Genomic DNA, 20,353 nt, shown 5'->3' on the forward strand with positions numbered 1-20,353 from the left:
ACCGCCGCGGCCGCGGCGACCGTCACGAAGGCCTACGCCGGGGACAGCGTGATCTTGCCGTCCGCGACCGTGACCGGCTTCTTCTCCAAGGGCTTCGACGCCGGGCCGTTCGCCACCGCACCGTCGGCGATCGAGAACTTGCTGCCGTGGCACGGGCAGTTGATGGTGCCGTCGGCGACGGCGTCGACCGTGCAGCCCTGGTGGGTGCAGATCGCCGAGAAGGCCGTGAAGGTCCCCGCCGCCGGCTGCGTCACCACCACCCCCTTGTCCGGGAACACCTTGCCGCCGCCGACCGGCACGTCGCCGGACGCGCCGAGTTCCGTGCCGGGACCCGCGGGCGGCGGGGCCGCCGACGTCCCACCCGAACCGCTGCCGTAGGTGCTGCAGCCGGCCGCCAGCCCGGCACCGAAGACCGCGAGTGCCGTCCGGCGCGCCAGCACCGGGTCCGTCTCGTCGTCGCGCACTTTTCGTCCTCCGCCTGCTAGAAGGTCAAGCCGGACCGGGTGAAGAACCACAGCGACGCGCTCAGCCAGAGCCCGACGAGGGCGGTGAAGGCCAGGCCGCCCACCAGCGGGAGCGACCACGCGGGTGCGCCGTCCTCGCGCAGCAGGAGCATCTTCGCGACGAACACACCGTAGAAGAAGCAGCCGAGCAGGGAGTGCAGGAGGACGCGGGTGTCGAACGACTGGAACCCGAGTGCGTAGAGGCAGTGCATCGCCACCGGGATCGACACGAGGAAGGCCAGCCGCCCCGACCACCGGTGCACCGGGGCAACCCACGCGGGCGCGTCGCCGCCGAACTTGCCGTACATCGCCAGTGCCGAGCCGAGCTGGACGAGGGCGAGCACGACGACGACCGTGGCGAGCCACGCCTTCACCGCCTGCGGGCCGGAGAAGCCCGCGACGTTCACCGCGACACCGGTCGGTGTGTGCAGGCTGCCGTAGGCACCGAGCGCCACCGAGACGACGGCGCCGGCCACCAGCGGCACCACGAGCGCGACCGCGGCGCGGTGACCCGCTGCCGGGGCGGCCATCAGAAGTCACCGTTCCCGGTCAGCCCGCTGATCGCCTCGGCGGTCACCGGGGCGCCGTCGACGGTCGCGGTGTCCGCGGCCGGATCGAGCGCCGGGGCGGCCGTCGGGCCCTCCTCCGTCGTCAGGATGCCGACCTGGCTGCCGTCGGGCTGCACGATCCAGCCGACCTTCGCCGCCTTGCCCTTGACCTTCGGCGCCGCCCGGTAGAGGCCCGCGGGCTTCTTCGCCGTCGGCACGGTGAACCGGTACGTCTTGCTCGCCACGGTCACGGTGCCGGTGACCGAAGTGGCGTCGAACCGGCCCGTCAGGCTCGCGTCCGGGGCGCCCTTGAGGTCCAGCTCCCCACCGGCGGTCACGCCCTGGAGCCAGGCTTCGAGCTTCTTGCCGTCGCAAAGGTAGGCGATGGCGTGGCCGTCACGCGCCGACACCGCGATCGAGGCGCCGCCACCGGTCACCTTCCCGGCGTAGTCCGCCCGCGCGGGCGGAGCGGGCTTCGGCGGCTCCGACGGCTTCGATGTCGTCGCGGGCGGCGCGGTCGTCGTGGTACTCGCGGCGCTCACCGCGCTCGCGGCCCCGGCGACCGGCGGCGCGCCGGTCCCGGCCGCCAGATCGGCGACGCCGATCCCACCGGCGAGCAGCGCCCCGGCGAGCAGCGTGAACAACGGCCCCGGATGTTTCATGGTCTTCCCCGCTTCTCCCGGTCCACCACCGTGTCCGCAACACGGACTTCGGGCCGGAAACGGCTCAACGCTACGCGCCGGAAAGAGGTATTGCTTAGCCCGTGCAACCGGGTGGGCCGTGGTTGACTGGCCGCATGCTCCCCTGGGACGGCGAACTCGCCGGCCGGCTCGACCGGCACACCGTGACTTCCGAGCTGCTGCGCGGGAATCCGCTCGGCGACCCGCACGAGCGGCCGCTGTGGGTGTACGTCCCGCCCGGCTACGACGACGGTGACGAGCGGTACCCGGCGGTGTACGTCATCCAGGGCTACACCGGTCACCTGGCGATGTGGGCCAACCGGACGCCGTTCCGGCAGCCGTTCGTGGAGACGGCCGACGCGGTCTTCGCGGGCGGCGCGCCGGGCTGCGTCGTGGTGTACGTCGACGCGTGGACCGCTTACGGCGGCTCGCAGTTCGTCGATTCGCCGGGTACCGGCCGCTACCACTCCTACCTGTGCGACGAGATCGTGCCGTGGGTCGACGAGCACTACCGGACCCTCCCCGACCGCGAGTCGCGTGCGATCGCGGGCAAGTCGTCGGGCGGGTTCGGCGCGATGATCACGCCGATGGTGCGGCCTGACCTGTTCGGCGCGCTGGCGACGCACGCGGGCGACTCGCTGTACGAGCTGAGCTACGTCCCCGACTTCGGGAAGGCGGTCCGCGCGCTGCGCGCTTACGAACAGGACATCCAGGCGTGGTGGGCGGACTTCCGGAGCCGCCCGGCGTTCACCAAGCCCGAAGACGCGATCCTGCTGACGGTGCTCGGCGTTTCGGCGTGCTTCTCGGCGCGCGAAGACGGGACGCCGGAGCTGCCGTTCGACCCGCTGACCGGCGCGCTGCGGCCGGAGCAGTGGCAGCGCTGGCTGGACTGGGACCCGGTCCGGATGGTGGCGGGCCACGCGGAGGCGGTCCGCTCGCTGCGCGCGGTGTGGATCGACGCGGGCACGAGCGACGAGTACTTCCTCGACCTCGGCGCGGAGGCGTTCCGGGCGGAGGTGGCCGCGGTGGGCCTGCCGGACGACCGCGTCCACTTCGAGCTGTTCGACGCCGGCCACGGCGGGATCGACTACCGGTACCCGCTTTCGCTGGCCTGGCTGGCGCCGCGGCTGGCCCGCTGACGCGGGTTCAGCTGCCCGCGGCGCATTCCCCGGCGACCTGGTCGCGCCGAGCCAGGTGCCGGGGGTGCACCGCCACCTCGTCCGGCGCGGACTTGCCCTGCCGGCGCAGGTACCGCCCGAGGCGGTCGAAGTTCGCCGGGTGGTGGCCGGCCGGCAACGGGTTGGCGTCGTACCGGAGTGGAATCCGGGCTTCTCGCCGTTCTCATCGGTCTTCCGACGGCCGGCGCCGGGTTTTCGTTACCGCCGTCGCTAGGCTCGGCCCATGGTCACCGAGACCGATCTGGTCCTCCCCGGCGGACGCACCCTGCACGTCTACGACACCGGCGGCCCCGCCCGGCGCACCGTGTTCTGGCACCACGGGACCCCCAACACCGGGGCGCCGCCCGGGCCGCTGCTGCCCCTGGCCGCGGAACTCGGGGTCCGGTTCGTGTCCTTCGACCGGCCGGGCTACCGCACCTCGACTCCGGTGCCCGGGCGGACCGTCGGGAACGCGGCCGAGTGCGTCGCCGCCGTCGCCGATGCCCTCGGGATCGGCGAGTTCGCCCTGATGGGGCACTCCGGCGGCAGCTCGCACGCCCTCGCCTGTGCCGCCCTGCTGCCGGATCGGGTCCTCGCCGTGGCGAGCCTGGCCGCCGTCGCGCCGTTCGATGCCGGCGGGCTCGACTGGTTCGGGGGCATGGCCGCCGCGAGTGCCGGCTCGCTCCGGGCCGCCACTGAAGGACGGGCCGTCAAGGAGAAGCACGAAGCCGCCGCCGAGTTCGATCCGGAGGTCTTCACCGAGGCCGACCTGGCCGTGCTCAGCGGGTCGTGGTCGTGGCTGGACGAGGTCGTCCGCGAGGCGCTGGCCGACGGGCCCGGCGGGCTGATCGACGACGATCTCGCCTACGTCACGCCGTGGGGCGGCGACCCCGCGCGGATCACCGCGCCCGTCCTCCTCGTGCACGGTGAGCGGGACCGGATGATCCCCGCCACGCACAGCGCGTGGCTCGCCGGGCGGTGCCCGCACGCCGAGTACCGGCCCGTGCCCGGCGAGGGCCACCTGTCCGTGCTGCGCCACGCCGCCGACGCGCTCACCTGGCTCGCCGATCAGGGCAGCAGAGCCAGCGAAGCGACCACCGGCGCGAGGTAGAGCACCGGGAACGCCAGGTGCGTGTACGCCCGTGCCTTGGCCACGGTGACCAGCGCGCCGCTGAAGTACAGCACCAGGCCGATCGCCGCCGCGATGCCGATCGGCGGCCAGAAGAGTCCGGCGAGCAGCCCAGCCGCGCCGGCCGCCTTGGCCGTGCCGAGCAGGTTCCACCACGAGCGGGGCACGCCGTACTCGGTGATCGGCTCGACGACCCACTTGGCGCGGGTGAACATCGAGACGGCCGAGAAGCCGACCCAGGCCGCGGCGGCGACGGTGACGATCAGGTGAGCGGTGTTCATCGGAACTCCCCGGGGTTCGCGGCCCCGCGGTCGGGGTCCGTCACCCCCCACGACTCCGCGGTCCGGGCCGATGTGACAGCCCCGCGCGTGACGCCCGTCACGCCTGCCGGAAGTGCGCCACCACCATCTCGGCCAGCGCCGTGACGTCGGCGTCGACCATCGGCTCGCCGGTCATGCCCATCCGGTGCAGCAGCGCGCCGACCACGACGTCGACGAAGAACAGCACCCGGCTCTCCGGTTCGCCGAGGGCGTCCTGGAGCGCGAGCCGGTACGGATCCTGCAGCCGCGAGGACAGGACCACGCGCAGCGCCGGATCGCTGACGGCGTCGCTGAACACGCCGGCGAACGCGTCGCCCACCCCGGGTTCGCCGATCTTCGCCGCCGCCCAGCGGATGACCGCGGTCAAGGTTTCCACCCGGCTCCCCCCGGCCAGCGGCGCCGGGCCGAACGCGTCCAGGAGGCAGTCCACGATCAGCTCACCCTTCGACGGCCAGCGCCGGTAGATCGTCGTCTTCGCGACGCCGGCCGCCGCGGCGATGCGCTCGACGGTGGCCTTCGCGTAGCCGAGCTCGTCGACCGTGCTCAGCGTCGCGGCGAACACCGCGGCGTGGACGCCGGCGCGGGGCCGGCCCGGCGGCCGGGCGGAGGGGGACGAAGCCATGGCGCGAGCCTACCTGTTTTCGCTACCGTAGGTTTCGATACCTCAGGTTTCGAAACTAGGGAGTGATCGTGTCCGCAGAACCGACCGTGCTCCGGCCGCCGGAGCCGGACTGGCCCGCGATGACCACCGAAGAACTGCTCGCCTACCGCGAGGCGGAGAACCGCTTCCGGGCGTCCGCCGCCGCGCGGGCCATCACCGGGGAACCGGACCCGGACGCCGTGATCGAGTGGCGGCAACTGGCGCTGCCCGGCCGCGAGCTGCCGGTCCGGGTGTACCGGCCGGCCGCGCGGGCCGGCGGCGCACTCCCGCTCGTGGTCCACGTCCACGGCGGCGGGTTCGTCGGCACGGCGGTGCAGAGCGACTGGGTGAACAGCCACCTCGCCGCCCGGCTGCCCGCGGTCGTCGTCTCGGTCGAACACCGGCTCGTCGCCCCGGACCACCCGCTCCCGGACGCGGTCGACGACGGCTGGGACGCGCTCCGGCACCTGGTGCGGGACGCCGGAGCGTGGGACATCGACCCGGCCCGGGTCGCCGTCTTCGGCGAAAGCTGCGGCGGGTTGATCAGCGCACTGGCCGCGATCCGGGCCCGGGAAACGGGGCTGCCCCTGCGGGCCCAGGTGCTGGTCAACCCGGCGGTCGACGCGACCGGAGCGATGTTCGACCACCCGTCGGTCACCGAGTACGCCCACACGCCGACCCTGACCTTGCCGGTGCTGCGGCTGTTCCAGCGGCTCGCCGTCCCACCGGGCACCGACGCCCGCGCGGTTTCCCCGCTGCACGCCGGCGACCTGGGCGGACTGGCCCCGGCGCTCGTGGTGGTGCCGACGCACGACCCGGTGGCCGATCACGGCCGCCGCTACGCCGGCCGCCTCGAGGCGGGGGGCACTGCGGTCCGGCTGTCCGAGTACGCCGGCGCCGGGCACGCCTTCCTCAGCATGCCGGGCCTGGTCCCGCAGGCCGAGACCGCGGCGGCGGAGATCCTCGGCTTCCTCCGGACCTCGTTCGCGGCGGGCCGAGCATGAACCCGGCGCCGATGAACGAAGCGGACCCGATCGACGGCGCGGCCCTCGGCGGAGTGGCGGCCACCTGCCTGTGGACGCTGCGCAACCGCGCCGAGGAGTCGCGGCACCCCGGCTCGGCCTTCGCCGACCCGCTGGCCGAACGCCTCCATCGCCGCGTCGCCTACGACTACGCGCGCTTCGGCAAGCCGGACCAGATCCACCCGCTGCGCGCGGTCGCCCTGGACTTCGCGATCCGCGCCTACCTGGACCGGCATCCCCACGCCACGGTGGTCGCCCTCGGCGAGGGCCTGCAGACCACCTACTGGCGCCTGGGGCGGCCCGCCGTCGACTGGCTTTCGGTGGACCTGCCGCCGGTGATCGACCTGCGCCGGCGTCTGCTCCCGCCGGAGCCGCGGGTGACCTCGATCGCGGCCTCGGCCCTGGACCGCGAGTGGCTGGACGTCCCCGATCCGGCCCGGGGCGTGTTCATCTCGGCCGAAGGGCTGTTCATGTACCTCGACCGCGACGAGGTGTTCGCCTTGATCGCCGACTGCGCCGCACGGTTCCCCGGCGGGCAGCTGTTCTTCGACTCGATCCCGCCGTGGATCAGCAGGCGGACGCTGAAGGGCGGGCGGCGGGGGCGCCCCCCGTCTTCCACCCCACCGGCCGGCACCGGCAATTCCGGCTTGCGCCTCTCGGCCCGCTACACCGTCCCGCCCATGCCGTTCGGCCTGACCGTCTCCGAAGCGGCGCGCCTGGCCGGCCGGATTCCCGGTGTGGCCGCCGTCGAAGACGTGCAGCCGCCGCCCGGCCGCGGGGCCTGGCGGCCGGGCACCCTGCGGAAGCTGGCGAACCTGCCCGGCCTGCGTGACCTGCGCCCGTCGATCAGCCTGGTGAGCTTCGCCGGCCCGCGGTGAGCGCGGTGCCGTGCCGGGGAACCGGCACGGCACCGTCCACTGTGGAGATTCAGCGGGCCGGCAACAGCGGCAGCAGCTCCTGGTGGCGGCCGGCGCGGCGCAGCACGGGTGAGCCCGGCCCGTCCGGTTCGCGGGCGCCCGCCCGCAGCGCGGCCAGGAAGCGCACGACCTCGCGCGGCGGCGGCAGGATGTCCGCGCCGCCGAGGTAGGACAGCACGATCATCTCCTCGCCGCACGCCGCCTCGACGGCGGCCGCCCAGCCGTGCACCTCGTCCCAGAGCAGCGCCACGTCGCGCTCGGGGAACCGGCGCAGCCGCCAGTCCACCGCCAGGTACGCCGACACCGGGACGTCGAGGTCCACGGTGCAGGATTCCAGGCCGAAGCCGAGCGCGCGCGCCACCTCGCCGAGATACGCGCGCAGCCCACGCTGGAACCAGAATTCGAGATCGGTGTCGATCAGGCCGGACACCCGTTTCCTTTCGCCACGTTCGACAAGACCGGCAACGGCCGCCACATCATTGTCTTTCGCCACCGCGACGGCTGCCGCGGTTCGTGCGTAGACCGTACCGACTTCGCGGACTTCGGCCCACCGCCGGACATACGCACTTGCGGTCCGTGCAGCGACACGCCCGTCTGCACATGCAGAGCTCCACTGTGGACGATCAAATCCGCAGGTGAAGACGTTTTCCCGCAATTCTCCGGAATTCCCCCGCACCCCCGGCGCGAATGGTGGTTGCCGAAGTTCAGCCGAACGCAGGAATCGGGACGCGGGTGCGTTCCAGATCGGCGAACAGATCTCCGAAGTCTTCGACGCGCGCCAGGACGTCGCCCGCGGTGAACCTCAGGTGCGTGACGTGCCGGCAGGCGCGGACCTCGTCCCACGTGACCGGAGCCGACACCGTCGGCTCGTCGCGCCCGCGCAGCGAATACGGCGCCACCGTGGTCTTGACCGGGTTGTTCTGGCTCCAGTCGATGAAGACCTTGCCCGGGCGCAGGTTCTTCGTCATCCGCGCCACGACGAGGTCCGGCGTCTCGGCGGCGAGCCGCTCGGCCACTGCCTTGGCGTACCGCGACGGCTCACCGCCGTCCGTCGTCACGACGCCCGCGTACAGCTGCATGCCCTTGGAGCCGCTGGTCTTCGCCACCGGGGTGAGCCCGTCCGCGACGAGGACGTCGTGGAGCCGTTCGGCGACCCGGCAGCAGTCGACGACCGTCGCGCCGGGCCCCGGGTCGAGGTCGAACACCAGCCGGTCCGGGGTGCGGCGCTCGTCGCCGGGCCCGACGGTCCACTGGTGGACGTGCAGTTCGAGGGCGGCGAGGTTGGCCGCCCACACGAGCTCGGGCAGGTCGTTGATCAGCGGGTACGCGATGATCTCGGGGTCCTTGCCGCGCCCGCCGACGGTCAGGCGCGCGGTGCGGACCCAGTCCGGCGCGTGCCGGGAGACGTCCTTCTCGAAGAACGAGGTGCCGGTGACGCCTTCGGGGAACCGCACGAACGTCATCGCCCGGTCGCGGACGTGCGGCAGCAGCACCGGCGCGATCCGCGTGTAGTAGTCGAGCACCTCGCCCTTGGTGAAGCCGGGCCGCGGGTAGAGCACCTTCTCGAGGTTCGAGAGCGTCAGCTGCCGCTCGCCGACCCGCACCGTGATCCTGCTCCCCGCCACGGCCCCACGCTACCGCGGCAGGACGTGCCCGGAGACCACCCGCGCGACGAACCGCTCCGCGACCTCGCGCAGCTTGACGTTCTCCCGCTGCGACTGCTGCACCAGGAGGGCGAAGGCGTCGTCGGCGCCGACCTGGCGGATCGCCATCAGCATGCCCTTGGCCTGGTCGATGACCGCGCGGGAGGTCAGCGCCGTCCGGAGGTGCTCTGCGGTCTCCCGCGCCGTCAGGTACCGGTGGTACACGCGCAGGATCGCCGCCACCGCGGCGGTGTAGAGCTCCAGCAGCTGGGCTTCGACCTCCTCGAAGCCGTCGTCCTGCCGTCCGTAGCAGTTGACCGCGCCGGAGAACCGCTCGTCGGCCACCAGGGGCGCGGCGAGGAAGCTCCCGAAGCCCGCCTCCCGGGCCCCGCCGGCGAAGCCGGGCCAGCGCTCGACCGCGTCGGACACCGTCGTGCGGACGATCTTGCCGCCGCGGATCGCCTCCAGGCAGGGGCCGTCGCCGATCCGGTACTGCTCGCCGTCGAGACCGTCCACCACCGCGCTCGTGGCGGTCGCCGTGTGCGGCACCTCGCCGGTCACCAAGGTGACCGAGGCCTCGTCGACGCCGGGGACGGCGTGGCGCACCTGCCGGCAGACGTGCTCGAGCAGGATCCGGAAGTCGTCCTCCTCCCCCAGCACGGCGGTGAGGGCTTCCAGCGCCCCGGTGACCTCGTCGAACAGGGGCGAGGCGGGTGCGGTGGGGTCCCGTTGCATGTCTGCTCCTCCCGCTCGGGCGCGAAGGGGCCTCGGGTACCCACTCCACCGTCGTTCCATGTCCGCCGGTGCGACGTGGTCCGGGCCGGGCGGCGGCCGCCCGGGTCACCGCGCGATGCCGTCGGCCTCCCGGTCACCGAGGAGCGCCCGCCGCAACGGCTCGCGCCAAGCGGCGCGCTCCAGGTCGAAGGCACCGAAGTCCGTGCCGAACTCCCAGTAGGCCCAGCTCATGCCGAGGCGCTCGGCTTCGGCCCGGACGAACGCCGTCCACCGCGCCCGGGAAACCATGCCGGCCGCCGAGAAGGCGCCGAACTCCCCGATGAACACGGGAAGCCGCTGCTCGCGCCCCCAGGCCGCGACCTCGGCCAGGTCCGCGCGCACGGCGGCCTCGTCGGCGGTGCCGCCCCAGGTGCGGCCGAGCCAGCGGCCGGCCCCGGGGACCCAGCCGGCGCCTTGGTGGGTGAACTCGAACGGCGCGTAGTAGTGGATCGTGGCGATGAGGTTGCCGTCGTCGGGCACGGCGAGCGCGGGGAGCGCCTCGAGGCCGTTCATCCCGGCGGGCCCGATGATCACGGTGCGCCCGGGGTCGGCCGCCCGGACGACGGCGAGGGCCTCCGCCAGCACCGCGTTCCACCGGGCCGCCGTGAGCTCACCGCGGGGTTCGTTGAGCAGTTCGAAACAGAGCCGCCCCGGATGGCCGGCGTAGCGGGCCGCGATCTGCCGCCAGAGCGCGAGGAAGCGTGGCAGCTGCTCGTCCGGCGCGGCACAGAGCTCGTGGTAGTGGTGGACGTTCACCACCACCCGCAGACCGCGGTCGAGCGCCGCGCCCACGCCCGCGTCGACGCGCCGGAAAAACGCCGGGTCGACGGCGTACGGCGGCGCGGCCCCGGCGTGCGCCGACCACCGGACCGGCAGGCGGACGGTGGCGAAGCCGGCCTCGGCCACCTCGTCGAAGTAGCGCGCGTCGAGCGGCAGCTCCGGGCCGTCGCCCAGCGCGTCGAGCGCGTTGCCGAAGTTGATCCCCCGCCCAAGCCACTGGTTCACGGTGCCTCCCGGGCCAAGATAGCCGGTGCGCCGGATCCTCCGGACGGGTTTACGAGGGACGCCGGATTGGTAATCAGCGGCCATGTCGTCGGAACAGGCTTCGCCGGGCGAGCTGCCGCTGGACGGTGAGCTGGCCGCGGTCGCCGCCCGGATGTCCGGGCTGCTGCTGTCGCGGGACACCGTGGAGTCGGTGCTGGAGCTGATCATTTCGCTGGCCGGGACGACGATCCCCGCCGCGGCGGGCGTCGGGGTCACCGTCGTCGACGCCGACGGCGGCTTCGTCACGGCGAGCGCGTCGGGCCCGCTGGTGCGCGAGGCCGACGCCCTGCAGTACGAGCTGGGCGAAGGACCCTGCATGGCCGCACTCGCCGGGTGTTCGCCCCAGCGGATCGACGACGTCACGACGGAACGGCGCTGGACCCGGTGGTGCGCCGCGGTCGCCGGCTCGGGGCTGCGGTCGGTCCTCACCGCTCCGATGGTCACCGAAGACGGCTGCCACGGCGCCATCAAGATCTACGCGACGGCTCCCGGTGCCTTCGGCCCCGTCGACGAGCGGGCGCTGGTGACCTTCGCCGACCGCGCCGCGGTCCTCGTCGCCAACGCCCGCGCCCACGAACGCGCCGGCCGGTTCAGCGACCGGTTCAAGGACACCCTGCGCGACCGGGACCTCGTCGCCATGGCGAAGGGCTTCCTCATGGGCCGGGACGGGCTCGGCGAGGACGCGGCGTTCGACCGCCTGCTCTCGCTGGCCCGAGCCCACGGCACCAGCCCGGCCGAAGCGGCCGCCCGCCTGGTCGGCCCGGCGCCGCGGGAAGGGTGAGCGCATGCGTTTCCTGCCCGAGGAAGAACAGCGGCGGCTGATCGCCGCGTGCTTCGCCCGGAGCGACCTGACGCTGGAACAGCTGTGGATGCGGTACTTCGCGCTCGGCGGCAGCCTGAGCCTGCTCGAACTGGACGCCTACCTCAACGGGCTGGTCACGTTGCCCCGCGTCGACCGCGACATGGTCGCCCACGCCGTCAACGAACGGCTCGACGAAGTGACCGGGCCGGCCCGCGCGCCCTACAGCCACTCGCCCCAGGACGCGAAGCCGTTGCACGGTCCTCTGAAAGCGCTCGTCGACCTGCTCGAAGGCGCGCACCGCGCACCGCCCGAGCGGCTCCCGGCGGCGGTCGCCGAGGCGGGCCGCGCGCTCGACCTGAAGATCGGCGTCTACCTCGCCGACTACGACCAGCGCACGCTCGTGCCGCTGCGGCCGGGCGACGCGGAACTCGACATCGACACCACCGTCGGCGGGGACGTCTACCGCCGGGCCGGGACCCTGACCCGCGACGGTACCTTGTGGACCGTGCTGCTCGACGGCGTCGAACGGCTCGGGGTCCTCGAAATCGTCCCGACCGGCGACGCCGACCCGGACGACCCGGCGCTGCGGGAGCAGTGCCGGTGGCTGGCCGCGCTGCTCGGGCACCTCGTCACGATCACGACCCAGTACGGCGACGGACTGGACCGCCGTCGCCGCCACCGTCGCCGCGGCTCCCCCGCCGAGCTGCTGTGGCAGAGCCTGCCGCCGCTCACCGGCGCCACCGACAGCATCGTCGTGGGCGTGAGCGTCCAGCCGGTGTACGACCTGTGCGGCACCGTGTTCGACTACGCCCTCTCGGAGGAACGGGCGCAGCTGGCGATGTTCGACGCCGGTGCGCGCACCGGCAGCGCGAACACCGCCGTCGTGTCCGCCCTCGCCGCCCACCGCGCCGCCCGCCACGGCGGCGCCTCCCTCGGCGAGCAGTACGCCGCGGTCGCCGCCGAGCTCGAAAGCCATGAGCACGCGCCGGCCGTGAACGGCGTGCTCGCCGAGCTCGACCTGGTCACCGGTGTCCTGCGCCTGCTCGGCGCCGGGCACCCGGTGCCCCTGGTCGTCCGCCGCGGCGAGGCGCTCCCGCTCACCGGGCCGGCCGTCCCGCGCTTCTCCTCGGCCGGCGGGCCGCCACCGGTCACGGAACTCCGGCTCGAACCGGGTGACCTGCTCGCGTTGTGCTCCCGCGGCGTCGCCGAAACGACCGACGGCGCCGGGCAGCCGTTCGGCCTCGCCCGGATCGCCGGGCACCTCGGCCGGGACGCCGGCGAACTGCCCCCGGAGATCGCCCGCCGGCTCACCCGCGCCGTCTTCACCCACGGCGGCGGTGAGTTCCGGCAGGACGCGGGGGTGCTGGTCGCCCGCTGGAGGTCGCGCCGGGCGTCGCCGGCGGGCGAGCTCGGGCTCGGCACGGGCTCGCCGATCGCCCGCTGAGCCCGCTCGGCTCGCCTCGGGTCGCTCAGCAGGCGGGCTCGTGCACCTCGGCCGCCAGCAGCTCCCGCAGCGCGTCCGACAACGACGCGAACATCGGCACGGCCGCGGCCAGCCCGGTGATCCGGAACAGGCGCGCCAGGGTCCGGCCGGTCGCCACCACCCCGAAGCGCCGGCCCGCCGCGCCGGCTCGCTCGGCCGCCGCGGCCAGTGCTCGCGCGCCGGCCAGGCCGACGAAGGCCACCTGCGTGAGGTCCACCACCGTCGTCCCCGGTGGAGCCGATCCCAGCTCGCGCTCGAGGATCGGCAGGGTCAGCGCGTCGATTTCGCCGGCGAGGGTGAGCACCAGGAAACCGGGGCGGTACTCCGTCCGGCGCGCGGTGAGGGGCGCGGACCGGGCGGGGACCGGAAAGGTGGGGGACACGGGTTCGATTGGCCTTCCGCGCCGGCGCGGGGCCGGCGACGCAGTGACGTGATCAAGGACGGGGTCTTGATACCCAAACGTCCGGTCCGGAAACGCGCTCCTTCACGGGGAGACGCTCGTGAAGGCCGACCAGAGCCGTTCCGCGGCCTCGCGGGCCGGAGCACCGGGCCGGATCTCGCGGATGCCCGCGGGCGGGGCGGGCAGCCGGCCCCCGAGGTGCTCGACGAGGGCGACGGCCAGCTCGCGGACCTTGACGTTGAACTCCTGGCTGGCGCGGCGCAGCGTCTGCCAGGCCTCCTCCGGCGGGCACCGCCGGACCGCCATGATCGCGCCCTTCGCCTGCTCGATGGCGGCGCGGGACGCCAGCAGGTCCAGCATCTGGTCGGGGTCGCCCGCGGTGGCGGTCTCGGCGACCACCAGCGTCATCTCGGTGAGTTTCGCGTAGCGCCGCAGGACGGCCAAGGTCTCCTCGTCCGGTCGCCGGTCGAGCGTGACCGACAGCACGAAGGCCCCGTCTTCGTCCCAGAACCCGGGCAGCGCGACGGAGCCGCGGATCGCCGCGACCGCCGGGCCGCCGTCGAAGACGGTCTCGCGGGTCAGCGCCGGCCAGCGCTCGTCGCCGAAGAGGCGGTCCGTGGTGACCGCCTCTCCGGTGGCGTGCGCGACGGGGACCGGGCCGCCGTGCGCCAGCTGGGCGGGCAGCACCTGTTCGCCGGCCCCCGCGGTGGCCAGCACCCGCAGCGGCCGGTCGCCGCGGCTGACGGTCAGGCCCGCGCCGAGGCAGCCGGGCACCTCCCCGGCGATGCGCTCGAGCAGCGCCTGCAGCAATTCGGACAGCGGTCTCCAGCGATCCGCCGCGTTCATGAGTGTCTCGGTCACCGAACCTCCACCGGTCTTGGTTCCTTTGATTTACCGCAAGCCGGGACCGTCCGCCTCCGACGCAGCCGGAGTTTGTGGGACCGGCCACGCGGAAAGGCGAAGCGGCAGGGCCGTCCGGGGGAACCGGATCACCCGGCTGCGCTCAGCAGCGGTCCAGCAGCTCCTGTGCCCGCACCACCGGCAGCGACAGCGTCCGGTAGCCGACGTCGTCGAAGAGGACGGTGAGCTTGTCCTCCTCGGCGGTCATCACGACGCCGCGGCCCCACTCGGCGTGCCGGACCACGTCCTCGGCGCGGAACTCCCCTGCGGGTGGCCGGTCCTCGGCCGCGGCACCGGCTTCACAAATGTCACAGTGGCCGCACGGTGTCGTGAGCTCCTCGCCGAAGTACCCGAGCAGGTACCGGCGGCGGCAGCCGGTGGTCTCCGCGTAGGCGCGCATCATCTCCACCCGCGAGCGGACGAGCTCGGCCGCCCGCTCCGCCGCTTCGAGCGCCCGCCCGATGACGGCACCGGTGTCCGCACGGCCGTCGGTGAGCGCGCACCGGCCGTCCGGACCGGTGACCACGTCGCCGCAGCGTTCGAGCAGGCCGAGGGCGCGGGTCCGCCGCGCGGACGGGCCGGGGACGGCCTCGGCGAGCTGCCGGCGGCCCAGCGGTCCCGCCCGCAGCGCTTCGACGACCGCCCGGAGCTCCGCCTCCGGCGGCGCGGACCGGGTGAGGAACCGTTGCCGCGCCAGGTCTTCCGGCCGGTAGCAGAGCAGCACCTCCGCCGGTTCGCCGTCCCGGCCGGCCCGGCCGATCTGCTGGTAGTACGTGTCGACCGAGTCCGGGACGGACGCGTGCACCACGAACCGCACGTCGGGTCGGTCGATGCCCATGCCGAACGCCGAGGTCGCCACCACGACGTCGGTCTCCCCCGCGGCGAACCGCTCGTGCACCGCGTCGCGGTCGGCGGTCTTCATCCCGGCGTGGTAAGCGAAGGCACGAACGCCGCGGCCGCAGAGGGCCTCGGCGTAGTCCTCGGTCTCCCGGCGGCTCGCGGTGTAGAGCAAGCCGCTGCCGGGCATGGCCGCGACGCGGTCCACCACCGCCGCGCGCTTCGCGGCGTCGTCGGTGAACCGCGCGACCGCGAGGTGCAGGTTCGGCCGGTCGAAGCTCGCGATCACCCGCACCGGGTCCCGCAGGCCCAGTGCCGCGACGATGTCGTCCCGGACCGGCGCGGCCGCGGTGGCGGTGAGGGCGATCACCGGTGGCCGCCCGAGCCGCTCGATCACCGGGGCCAGGCGCAGGTAGTCGGGCCGGAAGTCGTGGCCCCACGCCGAAACGCAGTGGGCCTCGTCGACGGCGAACAGCGACACCGCCGCCTCGGCCAGCCCGGCGACGACCTCGTCCTTCGCCAGCTGCTCCGGCGACAGGAAGACGTACTCCGCCGTGCCACCCCGGATCGCCTCCCACACGCGGTCCCGCTCGCCCGCCGACTGCCGCGAGTCGAGGGCCACGGCGTCCGGCACGGCCGCGGCGTCCAAGCCCTCGATCTGGTCCCGCTGCAGCGCCAGCAGCGGGGACACGACCACCGTCGGCCCGGGCAGCACCAGCGCCGGCACCTGGTAGATCGCCGATTTGCCGGCTCCGGTCGGCAGCACCACCAGCACGTCCCGCCCGTCGCTCGCCGCGCTCATCGCCTCGGCCTGCTCGGCGGACAGCTCGGCCCAGCCGAAGCGGTCCGCGGCCAGCCGGCGCAGCTCGGCCACCTTCCCGTCGTTCATGGCGGCAGGGCTACCCCGGATGGCGCCCGGCAACCACCGACCCGAACGAGCGGTTTACCCGGCGGCGCGTCCGGGGTAGCCGATCGGTGATCCGAGGAGGCGCCATGACCCACCGGTGGTCCCGATGATGTTCAGCGAAGTCGTCGTCGCCGGGCAGATCGCCCGCGACCTGGTGATCGAGGTCCCGGACGCGCCCGGCGCGGACGCTTCGGCACCCGTGAAGCACCGGCAGGAGCTGCTCGGCGGCAAGGGCGCGAACCAGGCCGTGGCGCTGAGCCAGCTCGGGATGTCGGTGTCGCTGGTCGGCGTCGTCGGCCGCGACCGCACCGGGGACGCGCTGCTCGCCCAGGCCAGGGCCGACCGGATCGGCACCTCGCACGTGATCCGCCGGGCGGGCACCGAGACGGCCCTGCTCGTCGACGTCGTCGAGGACCACGGCCGGCGCCGCTACCTCGAGCACGTCCCGGAGGGGACGCTGCTCACCGAGAACGACGTCTTCGCCGCGTCCGCCCCCATCTCGGCCGCCGCCTCCCTCATCGTGCAGCTGCAGCAGCCCGCGCCGGTGGCCCTGCTGGCGGCCCGGCTGGCGCACACGGCGGGCACCCGGGTCGTGCTCGACGGCGCACCGCAGGACGACGCGCTGACGTCCGATCTGCTCGCCCTCGCCGACGTCGTGCGCGCCGACGGTCACGAAGCCGAGCTCCTCACCGGCCAGCCGGTGGACGACGTCGCCGCGGCCGCGCGCGCCGCCGCGGACCTCCGGCGGCGGGGGCCGTCCCTGGTCGTGCTCGAAGTCTCGGGCCAGGGCAACCTGTTCGCCGGGCCGGAGGGCACCTGGTTCGTGCCGGACGTCGAGACCGACGTCGTCGACCCCACCGGCGCCGGTGACGCGCTGGTCGCCACCCTGACCGCGGCGCTGACCCGCCGCCGCCCGCTGGAAACCGCGGCGAGCCTGGCCGTCGCGGCCGCCGCGGCGACGACCGGGCACGCGGGCGGGCGCCCGCACCTGTCCCGCGCGGAACTCGACCGGCTGCAGCCGCGGGAGCTGGAAACCGTCCAGGCCTGAGCCCTACAGTCCCGGCAGCTTCTGTTCGAGACCCAGCAGCACCGAGAACGGGTCGCCGCGGCGGGCCAGGCGGTCCGGGACGTCCCGGACCGTCCACCGGTCGGGCGCGAGCCGCGGATCGTCCAGCTCGTCCCACTCCAGCGGCACCGAAACCGGCGCGCCGGGCCGCGGACGGACGCTGTAGGGCGCGACGAGCGTCTTGTTCAGCACGTTCTGCGTGTAGTCGAGCCGGGCGCGGCCGCGGCGCTTGTCCTTCGTCCAGGCCCAGCTGACCAGGTCGGGCAGCACGCGCCCGATCGTCCGGGACACCGTTTCCGCCCAGGTGCGGGTCTGCTCGAAGGTGCAGTGCGGGGTGATCGGCACCCACACCTGGATGCCGCGCTGCCCGGTCACCTTGGGCCGCCCGGTGAGGCCCAGGTGCTCGAGCGCGGTCCGGTGCAGCCGCGCCAGCTCCAGGACCTCCTCGAACGTCGTCTCCGGGCCGGGGTCGATGTCGAACAGCACCCACGTCGGGTGGTCGACGTCGGCGGCGCGGGAGGTCCAGGCGTGCAGCTCCAGTGCGCCGTAGTTCGCCAGCCAGGCCAGCGTCGCGACGCTGTCCGCGACGACGTACCGCTGGCTCTCCCCCGGCTCGGCGCGCTCGTTGCGCCAGGTGGTCAGCCAGCCGGGCGCGTGCCGCGGGACCTCCTTCTGCCAGAAGCCCGGCTCGGTGACGCCCTGCGGGAACCGCTGGGTGTTGAGCGGACGGCCGGCCAGGTACGGCAGCATCGCCGGCCCGACGGTGACGTAGTACCGGATGAGATCCCGCTTGGTCACCGGCTTTCCGCCACCGGCCGCCGCGAAGAGCACCTTGTCCAGGTTGGTCAGGGCCAGCTCGCGGCCCGCCACCGACCACCGGCCCTTGGCACCCAGCGCGTCGAGGGCGCCCAGCTCGTCCTCGGTCGGGCCCTGCCAGCCACCGACCGGCTCCTCCGCCTCGGCGGCCGGGCGGTCGCCGTGCCACAGGGCGTCGGGAGCGGCCGCGACCTCGTCGTTGGTGCGGCCGCTCTTCACCGAGCGCGGGTGGTCTTCGGCGTCCCAGCCGACCTGCGCGTGCTCGTCCTGCTTGTGCAGGAGGAACCACTGGTCCTTCTCGCCCCGGCTGGTGCGGACGAGGACGAACCGCCCGGCCAGCTTCTCGCCTTCGAGGTCGAAGTGCAGCGTCCCGGCCTCGATCGCGTGGGCCGGGTCGGGTTCGACCGGCCGCCAGACGCCACGGTCCCAGACGATGACGTCCCCGCCGCCGTACTCGCCGCGCGGGATGACGCCCTCGAACCCGGCGTACTCGATCGGGTGATCCTCGACGTGCACGGCCAGCCGGCGGGCCTTCGGGTCCAGCGTCGGGCCCTTCGGCACCGCCCAGCTGACCAGCACGCCGCCGAGTTCGAGGCGGAAGTCGTAGTGCAGCCGGCGCGCGCGGTGCCGCTGCACCACGAACCGGTGGCCGTCCGCACCGGCGGCCCCGCCGGCCGGCTCCGCGGTCCGGTCGAAGTCGCGCATCTCCTGGTAGCGCCGCAGTTTGCGGGCCGGGTCTGCTGCCATGCCCGGGGAGTACCCACTCAGTCCGGCGACGACCAGGGCGGGTTCTTCTTCGCCAGCTCCTCGTATTCAGCGACCTCCTGCGGGGTCGGGTCGATGCCGGCTTCCTCGGCGAATTCCTCCGGATCGGTGACGTCGTCGTCGGGTTCGGTCATGCTCAGCCTCCCAGCGCGCCACGGATGAGGTCGCGCGCCCGGTCCATGATCGCCGCGGGCGGGCCCAGCAGCAGGTTCGCCTTCGCGCTCTCGACACCGGGGTGCGGCCGGGTCGGCGCCGCCGCTTCGGCCACCTTGACGGTCGCGGCCATCGCGCGCAGCCGCTCCGGCGGGCGGTGCGCCCGCAGCAGCGGGAACTCGTCGCGCTCCTCGTGCTCGGCGTGCGCGAGCACGTCCTCGCGCAGCTGGACGAGCAGGGTGTCGAAGCCGTCGGCTTCCGGGCCCATCTTCTGCAGGGTGGTCAGCAGTTCCTTGGCCCGGTGCTCCTCGCCCAGCCGCGCGTCGACCACGGGCTCCGCCGCGGGCTCGAGGTCGCGGATCTCGGGGTGCACGACCAGTTCTTCGGCGGTCTCGTGCACGGCGAGCAGCCGCACGAGGTCGTGGAACAGGTCCCGCCGCCGGTCGTCCTCCGCGGTCTCCAACGCGGTGAACAGCTCGCGGATTTCCCGGTGCTGGCGCTGCAGCAACTCGATGACGTCCTCGTCGTGCTCGGCCATGAACGGCCCCTTCCTCGCTCGATGCTCGGTCGGAAGCGGCGTTCCCCGTCGCGGACGGGTTACTCGTCGCGAGGGGCGACTGTGAGCCACAGCGCGCCGGCGACGGCCACGACGAGGCCGGCGATGGTCCACCAGGACCACCCGCCGAAGAAGGCGACGACGAGCCCGACGGCGAGCAGGACGCCCCCGCCGACCGAGGCGGTGTCATCGCGGCCGGTGCGGGCGGTGAACGCCATCAGCCCACCCGCCCGTCGACGGCGGCCACGACGAGCGCGGCGCACCGCGCCACGGTCACACCTCTTTCCTGGGCCATCGAGACGAGTGCGGCCTGCGCGGCCGGACGGCTGAGTCCTTGCGCGGCAAGGACTTCCAGCGCCAGGCCGACGACATCAGTGGCGGGCGGGGCGGCGGTGCGCACGGGCATCGGAAGACCTCCGGCTCATTCGGCGGCGAAACGAACGCGACCGGGTACCCCGCCGCGCCGGGTTTCACACCCCTCAACCGAACCGGGTGGAGTGGTGGCGGTTCAACTCCCGGCGAGCCTTTCCGGCCGGCACCCCTCCGCACAGCACCCGGGCATCTACGCTGGCGACGTGACCGGCGCGTGGGAATGGGACCCGTCCCTCTACTCGGGCAGCGCGCGGTACTACGCGCGGGGCCGCGTGGCGTATCCCGCGGATCTCGCCACGGCCTTCGCCACCGAGCTCGGGCTGGACGGATCGGGACGGCTGCTCGACGTCGGCTGCGGACCCGGGTCGCTGGCGCTGCCGCTCGCCGGATCGTTCGAGGAAGCGGTCGGGCTCGACGCCGACGGGGACATGCTCGCCGAGGCGGCCCGGCTGGCGGCGGACGCCGGAATCGGGAACTGCCGGTGGGTGCACCGGCGCGCGGAGGAACTGCCCGCGGGCCTGGGCTCGTTCCGGGTGGTCACGTTCGCGCAGTCGTTCCACTGGTTCGACCGGCCCCGCGTCGCCGCCGCGGTGCGCGGAATGCTGGTGCCGGACGGGGTCTGCGCCCACGTGCACGCGTCGACGCACGAGACCGTGCACCCCGCGATCGCGGAGCTGGTGCGCGCCTACCTCGGCCCGGTGCGGCGCGCGGGACGCGGTTCGCTGCGGCGGTCGCCGGGTTGGGCACCGCGCCGCCGAAGGAGCCGGAGTGGATGTCCTGGTCGGGTCCGTACAGCCGGATCTCGCACTCGGCGAGGCCCCGCATCCCGGTGCACACCGTGGGGGTGTCGGCGGACCACATGCCGGTGTCGGAGACGATCACCGCGTCGGCGGCCAGGCGCCCGGCCTCGCGCTCGACG

At 74.0% G+C, this 20,353-nt stretch carries 26 protein-coding genes; 8 read left to right on the forward strand and 18 right to left on the reverse strand.

Annotated features, from left to right (window positions below):
- Positions 1-32: 32 nt before the first annotated feature.
- From ACFVYA_RS36645 to ACFVYA_RS36655, 3 genes are read right to left on the reverse strand one after another with little or no spacing between them, the layout of a single operon-like run.
- Positions 33-464: a Rieske 2Fe-2S domain-containing protein gene (locus ACFVYA_RS36645; RefSeq protein ID WP_387051623.1), complete on the reverse strand. Its 432-nt coding sequence runs from the start codon at positions 462-464 to the stop codon at positions 33-35.
- Positions 465-481: 17 nt separating this feature from the next.
- Positions 482-1,033: a DUF6529 family protein gene (locus ACFVYA_RS36650; protein ID WP_387051624.1), complete on the reverse strand. Its 552-nt coding sequence runs from the start codon at positions 1,031-1,033 to the stop codon at positions 482-484.
- Positions 1,033-1,713, reverse strand: coding sequence for a hypothetical protein (locus tag ACFVYA_RS36655; protein ID WP_387051625.1), 681 nt, complete (start codon positions 1,711-1,713; stop codon positions 1,033-1,035). The genes ACFVYA_RS36650 and ACFVYA_RS36655 overlap by 1 nt, the downstream gene beginning before the upstream one ends.
- Positions 1,714-1,847: 134 nt before the next feature.
- Here ACFVYA_RS36655 and ACFVYA_RS36660 point away from each other — a divergent pair, with 134 nt between their 5' ends.
- Positions 1,848-2,870, forward strand: a complete 1,023-nt coding sequence (locus ACFVYA_RS36660; RefSeq protein WP_387051626.1) for an alpha/beta hydrolase — start codon at positions 1,848-1,850, stop codon at positions 2,868-2,870.
- A gap of 7 nt (positions 2,871-2,877) precedes the next feature.
- Here ACFVYA_RS36660 and ACFVYA_RS36665 read toward each other — a convergent pair whose 3' ends face one another.
- Positions 2,878-3,027, reverse strand: a complete 150-nt coding sequence (locus tag ACFVYA_RS36665) for a hypothetical protein (RefSeq protein ID WP_387051628.1) — start codon at positions 3,025-3,027, stop codon at positions 2,878-2,880.
- Positions 3,028-3,132: 105 nt separating this feature from the next.
- On the opposite strand from ACFVYA_RS36665, the gene ACFVYA_RS36670 reads away from it, so the two are divergent.
- Positions 3,133-3,999, forward strand: coding sequence for an alpha/beta fold hydrolase (locus ACFVYA_RS36670; protein ID WP_387051630.1), 867 nt, complete (start codon positions 3,133-3,135; stop codon positions 3,997-3,999).
- Here the strand turns inward: ACFVYA_RS36670 and ACFVYA_RS36675 are convergent.
- Positions 3,957-4,298 (reverse strand): DoxX family protein, encoded by a 342-nt coding sequence (locus ACFVYA_RS36675; RefSeq protein WP_387051631.1) that lies wholly within the window; start codon positions 4,296-4,298, stop codon positions 3,957-3,959. The genes ACFVYA_RS36670 and ACFVYA_RS36675 overlap by 43 nt on opposite strands.
- 97 nt (positions 4,299-4,395) lie before the next feature.
- Complete coding sequence (locus ACFVYA_RS36680; RefSeq protein ID WP_387051632.1) at positions 4,396-4,959, reverse strand: TetR/AcrR family transcriptional regulator; 564 nt, start codon at positions 4,957-4,959, stop codon at positions 4,396-4,398.
- A 68-nt stretch (positions 4,960-5,027) separates the two neighbouring features.
- On the opposite strand from ACFVYA_RS36680, the gene ACFVYA_RS36685 reads away from it, so the two are divergent.
- The gene (locus ACFVYA_RS36685; RefSeq protein WP_387051634.1) at positions 5,028-5,981 is read left to right on the forward strand and encodes an alpha/beta hydrolase; all 954 of its coding nucleotides are present in this window, start codon (positions 5,028-5,030) and stop codon (positions 5,979-5,981) included.
- Positions 5,982-5,992: 11 nt separating this feature from the next.
- Positions 5,993-6,877 (forward strand): class I SAM-dependent methyltransferase, encoded by an 885-nt coding sequence (locus ACFVYA_RS36690; protein ID WP_387051635.1) that lies wholly within the window; start codon positions 5,993-5,995, stop codon positions 6,875-6,877.
- 49 nt (positions 6,878-6,926) lie between these two features.
- On the opposite strand, the gene ACFVYA_RS36695 is transcribed toward ACFVYA_RS36690, so the two are convergent.
- The 4 genes from ACFVYA_RS36695 to ACFVYA_RS36710 form a co-directional block, all read right to left on the reverse strand.
- Complete coding sequence (locus ACFVYA_RS36695) at positions 6,927-7,346, reverse strand: DUF6292 family protein (protein WP_387051636.1); 420 nt, start codon at positions 7,344-7,346, stop codon at positions 6,927-6,929.
- 274 nt (positions 7,347-7,620) lie between these two features.
- Positions 7,621-8,541, reverse strand: coding sequence for a non-homologous end-joining DNA ligase (ligD, locus tag ACFVYA_RS36700; protein ID WP_387051638.1), 921 nt, complete (start codon positions 8,539-8,541; stop codon positions 7,621-7,623).
- 9 nt (positions 8,542-8,550) lie between these two features.
- A complete protein-coding gene (locus ACFVYA_RS36705; protein WP_387051640.1) occupies positions 8,551-9,294 on the reverse strand; it encodes an ANTAR domain-containing protein in 744 nt (247 codons plus the stop codon).
- A gap of 105 nt (positions 9,295-9,399) precedes the next feature.
- Positions 9,400-10,338, reverse strand: a complete 939-nt coding sequence (locus ACFVYA_RS36710) for a glycoside hydrolase family 5 protein (RefSeq protein WP_387051642.1) — start codon at positions 10,336-10,338, stop codon at positions 9,400-9,402.
- Positions 10,339-10,420: 82 nt separating this feature from the next.
- Here ACFVYA_RS36710 and ACFVYA_RS36715 point away from each other — a divergent pair, with 82 nt between their 5' ends.
- Together ACFVYA_RS36715 and ACFVYA_RS36720 are read left to right on the forward strand one after the other, a co-directional pair.
- The gene (locus tag ACFVYA_RS36715) at positions 10,421-11,158 is read left to right on the forward strand and encodes an ANTAR domain-containing protein (RefSeq protein ID WP_387051644.1); all 738 of its coding nucleotides are present in this window, start codon (positions 10,421-10,423) and stop codon (positions 11,156-11,158) included.
- Positions 11,159-11,162: 4 nt separating this feature from the next.
- On the forward strand, positions 11,163-12,623 hold the full coding sequence (locus ACFVYA_RS36720; RefSeq protein WP_387051646.1) for a PP2C family protein-serine/threonine phosphatase: 1,461 nt from the start codon (positions 11,163-11,165) through the stop codon (positions 12,621-12,623).
- Positions 12,624-12,648: 25 nt separating this feature from the next.
- On the opposite strand, the gene ACFVYA_RS36725 is transcribed toward ACFVYA_RS36720, so the two are convergent.
- The 3 genes from ACFVYA_RS36725 to ACFVYA_RS36735 form a co-directional block, all read right to left on the reverse strand.
- Positions 12,649-13,044: an STAS domain-containing protein gene (locus tag ACFVYA_RS36725; protein ID WP_285991268.1), complete on the reverse strand. Its 396-nt coding sequence runs from the start codon at positions 13,042-13,044 to the stop codon at positions 12,649-12,651.
- A gap of 102 nt (positions 13,045-13,146) precedes the next feature.
- A complete protein-coding gene (locus ACFVYA_RS36730) occupies positions 13,147-13,923 on the reverse strand; it encodes an ANTAR domain-containing protein (protein ID WP_387051647.1) in 777 nt (258 codons plus the stop codon).
- Positions 13,924-14,065: 142 nt separating this feature from the next.
- Positions 14,066-15,688, reverse strand: coding sequence for a RecQ family ATP-dependent DNA helicase (locus tag ACFVYA_RS36735; protein WP_387051649.1), 1,623 nt, complete (start codon positions 15,686-15,688; stop codon positions 14,066-14,068).
- A gap of 124 nt (positions 15,689-15,812) precedes the next feature.
- On the opposite strand from ACFVYA_RS36735, the gene ACFVYA_RS36740 reads away from it, so the two are divergent.
- On the forward strand, positions 15,813-16,754 hold the full coding sequence (locus ACFVYA_RS36740) for a PfkB family carbohydrate kinase (RefSeq protein ID WP_387051650.1): 942 nt from the start codon (positions 15,813-15,815) through the stop codon (positions 16,752-16,754).
- Between the two features lie 3 nt (positions 16,755-16,757).
- Here ACFVYA_RS36740 and ligD (ACFVYA_RS36745) read toward each other — a convergent pair whose 3' ends face one another.
- The 5 genes from ligD (ACFVYA_RS36745) to ACFVYA_RS36765 are packed head-to-tail and all read right to left on the reverse strand — an operon-like array spanning position 16,758 to position 19,468.
- The gene (gene ligD, locus ACFVYA_RS36745) at positions 16,758-18,335 is read right to left on the reverse strand and encodes a non-homologous end-joining DNA ligase (protein ID WP_387051652.1); all 1,578 of its coding nucleotides are present in this window, start codon (positions 18,333-18,335) and stop codon (positions 16,758-16,760) included.
- Between the two features lie 17 nt (positions 18,336-18,352).
- Positions 18,353-18,487 (reverse strand): hypothetical protein, encoded by a 135-nt coding sequence (locus tag ACFVYA_RS36750; RefSeq protein ID WP_285991263.1) that lies wholly within the window; start codon positions 18,485-18,487, stop codon positions 18,353-18,355.
- A gap of 2 nt (positions 18,488-18,489) precedes the next feature.
- Entirely contained in the window at positions 18,490-19,044 is a 555-nt protein-coding gene (locus ACFVYA_RS36755) for a hemerythrin domain-containing protein (RefSeq protein ID WP_387051654.1), read from the reverse strand.
- Positions 19,045-19,103: 59 nt separating this feature from the next.
- Positions 19,104-19,280: a hypothetical protein gene (locus tag ACFVYA_RS36760; RefSeq protein WP_285991261.1), complete on the reverse strand. Its 177-nt coding sequence runs from the start codon at positions 19,278-19,280 to the stop codon at positions 19,104-19,106.
- A complete protein-coding gene (locus tag ACFVYA_RS36765) occupies positions 19,280-19,468 on the reverse strand; it encodes a hypothetical protein (RefSeq protein ID WP_285991260.1) in 189 nt (62 codons plus the stop codon). Before ACFVYA_RS36765 ends, ACFVYA_RS36760 begins: the two co-directional genes overlap by 1 nt.
- 169 nt (positions 19,469-19,637) lie before the next feature.
- Between ACFVYA_RS36765 and ACFVYA_RS36770 the strand changes: the two genes are divergently transcribed.
- Positions 19,638-20,353 (forward strand): class I SAM-dependent methyltransferase (locus ACFVYA_RS36770; protein WP_387051656.1); only part of this gene is annotated, 716 nt, incomplete at its 3' end.

The sequence above is a fragment of the Amycolatopsis sp. NPDC058278 genome, assembly GCF_042881395.1.
Taxonomy (GTDB): domain Bacteria; phylum Actinomycetota; class Actinomycetes; order Mycobacteriales; family Pseudonocardiaceae; genus Amycolatopsis.

What these genes read in the sequence shown, in the direction of transcription:
- ACFVYA_RS36720 (WP_387051646.1), top strand. Translation starts at nt 11,163, where the DNA reads ATGCGTTTCCTGCCCGAGGAAGAACAGCGGCGGCTGATCGCCGCGTGC.
- ACFVYA_RS36690 (WP_387051635.1), top strand. Translation starts at nt 5,993, where the DNA reads ATGAACGAAGCGGACCCGATCGACGGCGCGGCCCTCGGCGGAGTGGCG.
- ligD (WP_387051652.1), bottom strand. Translation starts at nt 18,335, where the DNA reads ATGGCAGCAGACCCGGCCCGCAAACTGCGGCGCTACCAGGAGATGCGC.
- ACFVYA_RS36655 (WP_387051625.1), bottom strand. Translation starts at nt 1,713, where the DNA reads ATGAAACATCCGGGGCCGTTGTTCACGCTGCTCGCCGGGGCGCTGCTC.
- ACFVYA_RS36755 (WP_387051654.1), bottom strand. Translation starts at nt 19,044, where the DNA reads ATGGCCGAGCACGACGAGGACGTCATCGAGTTGCTGCAGCGCCAGCAC.
- ACFVYA_RS36680 (WP_387051632.1), bottom strand. Translation starts at nt 4,959, where the DNA reads ATGGCTTCGTCCCCCTCCGCCCGGCCGCCGGGCCGGCCCCGCGCCGGC.
- ACFVYA_RS36750 (WP_285991263.1), bottom strand. Translation starts at nt 18,487, where the DNA reads ATGACCGAACCCGACGACGACGTCACCGATCCGGAGGAATTCGCCGAG.
- ACFVYA_RS36675 (WP_387051631.1), bottom strand. Translation starts at nt 4,298, where the DNA reads ATGAACACCGCTCACCTGATCGTCACCGTCGCCGCCGCGGCCTGGGTC.
- ACFVYA_RS36740 (WP_387051650.1), top strand. Translation starts at nt 15,813, where the DNA reads ATGATGTTCAGCGAAGTCGTCGTCGCCGGGCAGATCGCCCGCGACCTG.
- ACFVYA_RS36705 (WP_387051640.1), bottom strand. Translation starts at nt 9,294, where the DNA reads ATGCAACGGGACCCCACCGCACCCGCCTCGCCCCTGTTCGACGAGGTC.
- ACFVYA_RS36660 (WP_387051626.1), top strand. Translation starts at nt 1,848, where the DNA reads ATGCTCCCCTGGGACGGCGAACTCGCCGGCCGGCTCGACCGGCACACC.
- ACFVYA_RS36765 (WP_285991260.1), bottom strand. Translation starts at nt 19,468, where the DNA reads ATGCCCGTGCGCACCGCCGCCCCGCCCGCCACTGATGTCGTCGGCCTG.
- ACFVYA_RS36650 (WP_387051624.1), bottom strand. Translation starts at nt 1,033, where the DNA reads ATGGCCGCCCCGGCAGCGGGTCACCGCGCCGCGGTCGCGCTCGTGGTG.
- ACFVYA_RS36760 (WP_285991261.1), bottom strand. Translation starts at nt 19,280, where the DNA reads ATGGCGTTCACCGCCCGCACCGGCCGCGATGACACCGCCTCGGTCGGC.
- ACFVYA_RS36670 (WP_387051630.1), top strand. Translation starts at nt 3,133, where the DNA reads ATGGTCACCGAGACCGATCTGGTCCTCCCCGGCGGACGCACCCTGCAC.
- ACFVYA_RS36735 (WP_387051649.1), bottom strand. Translation starts at nt 15,688, where the DNA reads ATGAACGACGGGAAGGTGGCCGAGCTGCGCCGGCTGGCCGCGGACCGC.
- ACFVYA_RS36715 (WP_387051644.1), top strand. Translation starts at nt 10,421, where the DNA reads ATGTCGTCGGAACAGGCTTCGCCGGGCGAGCTGCCGCTGGACGGTGAG.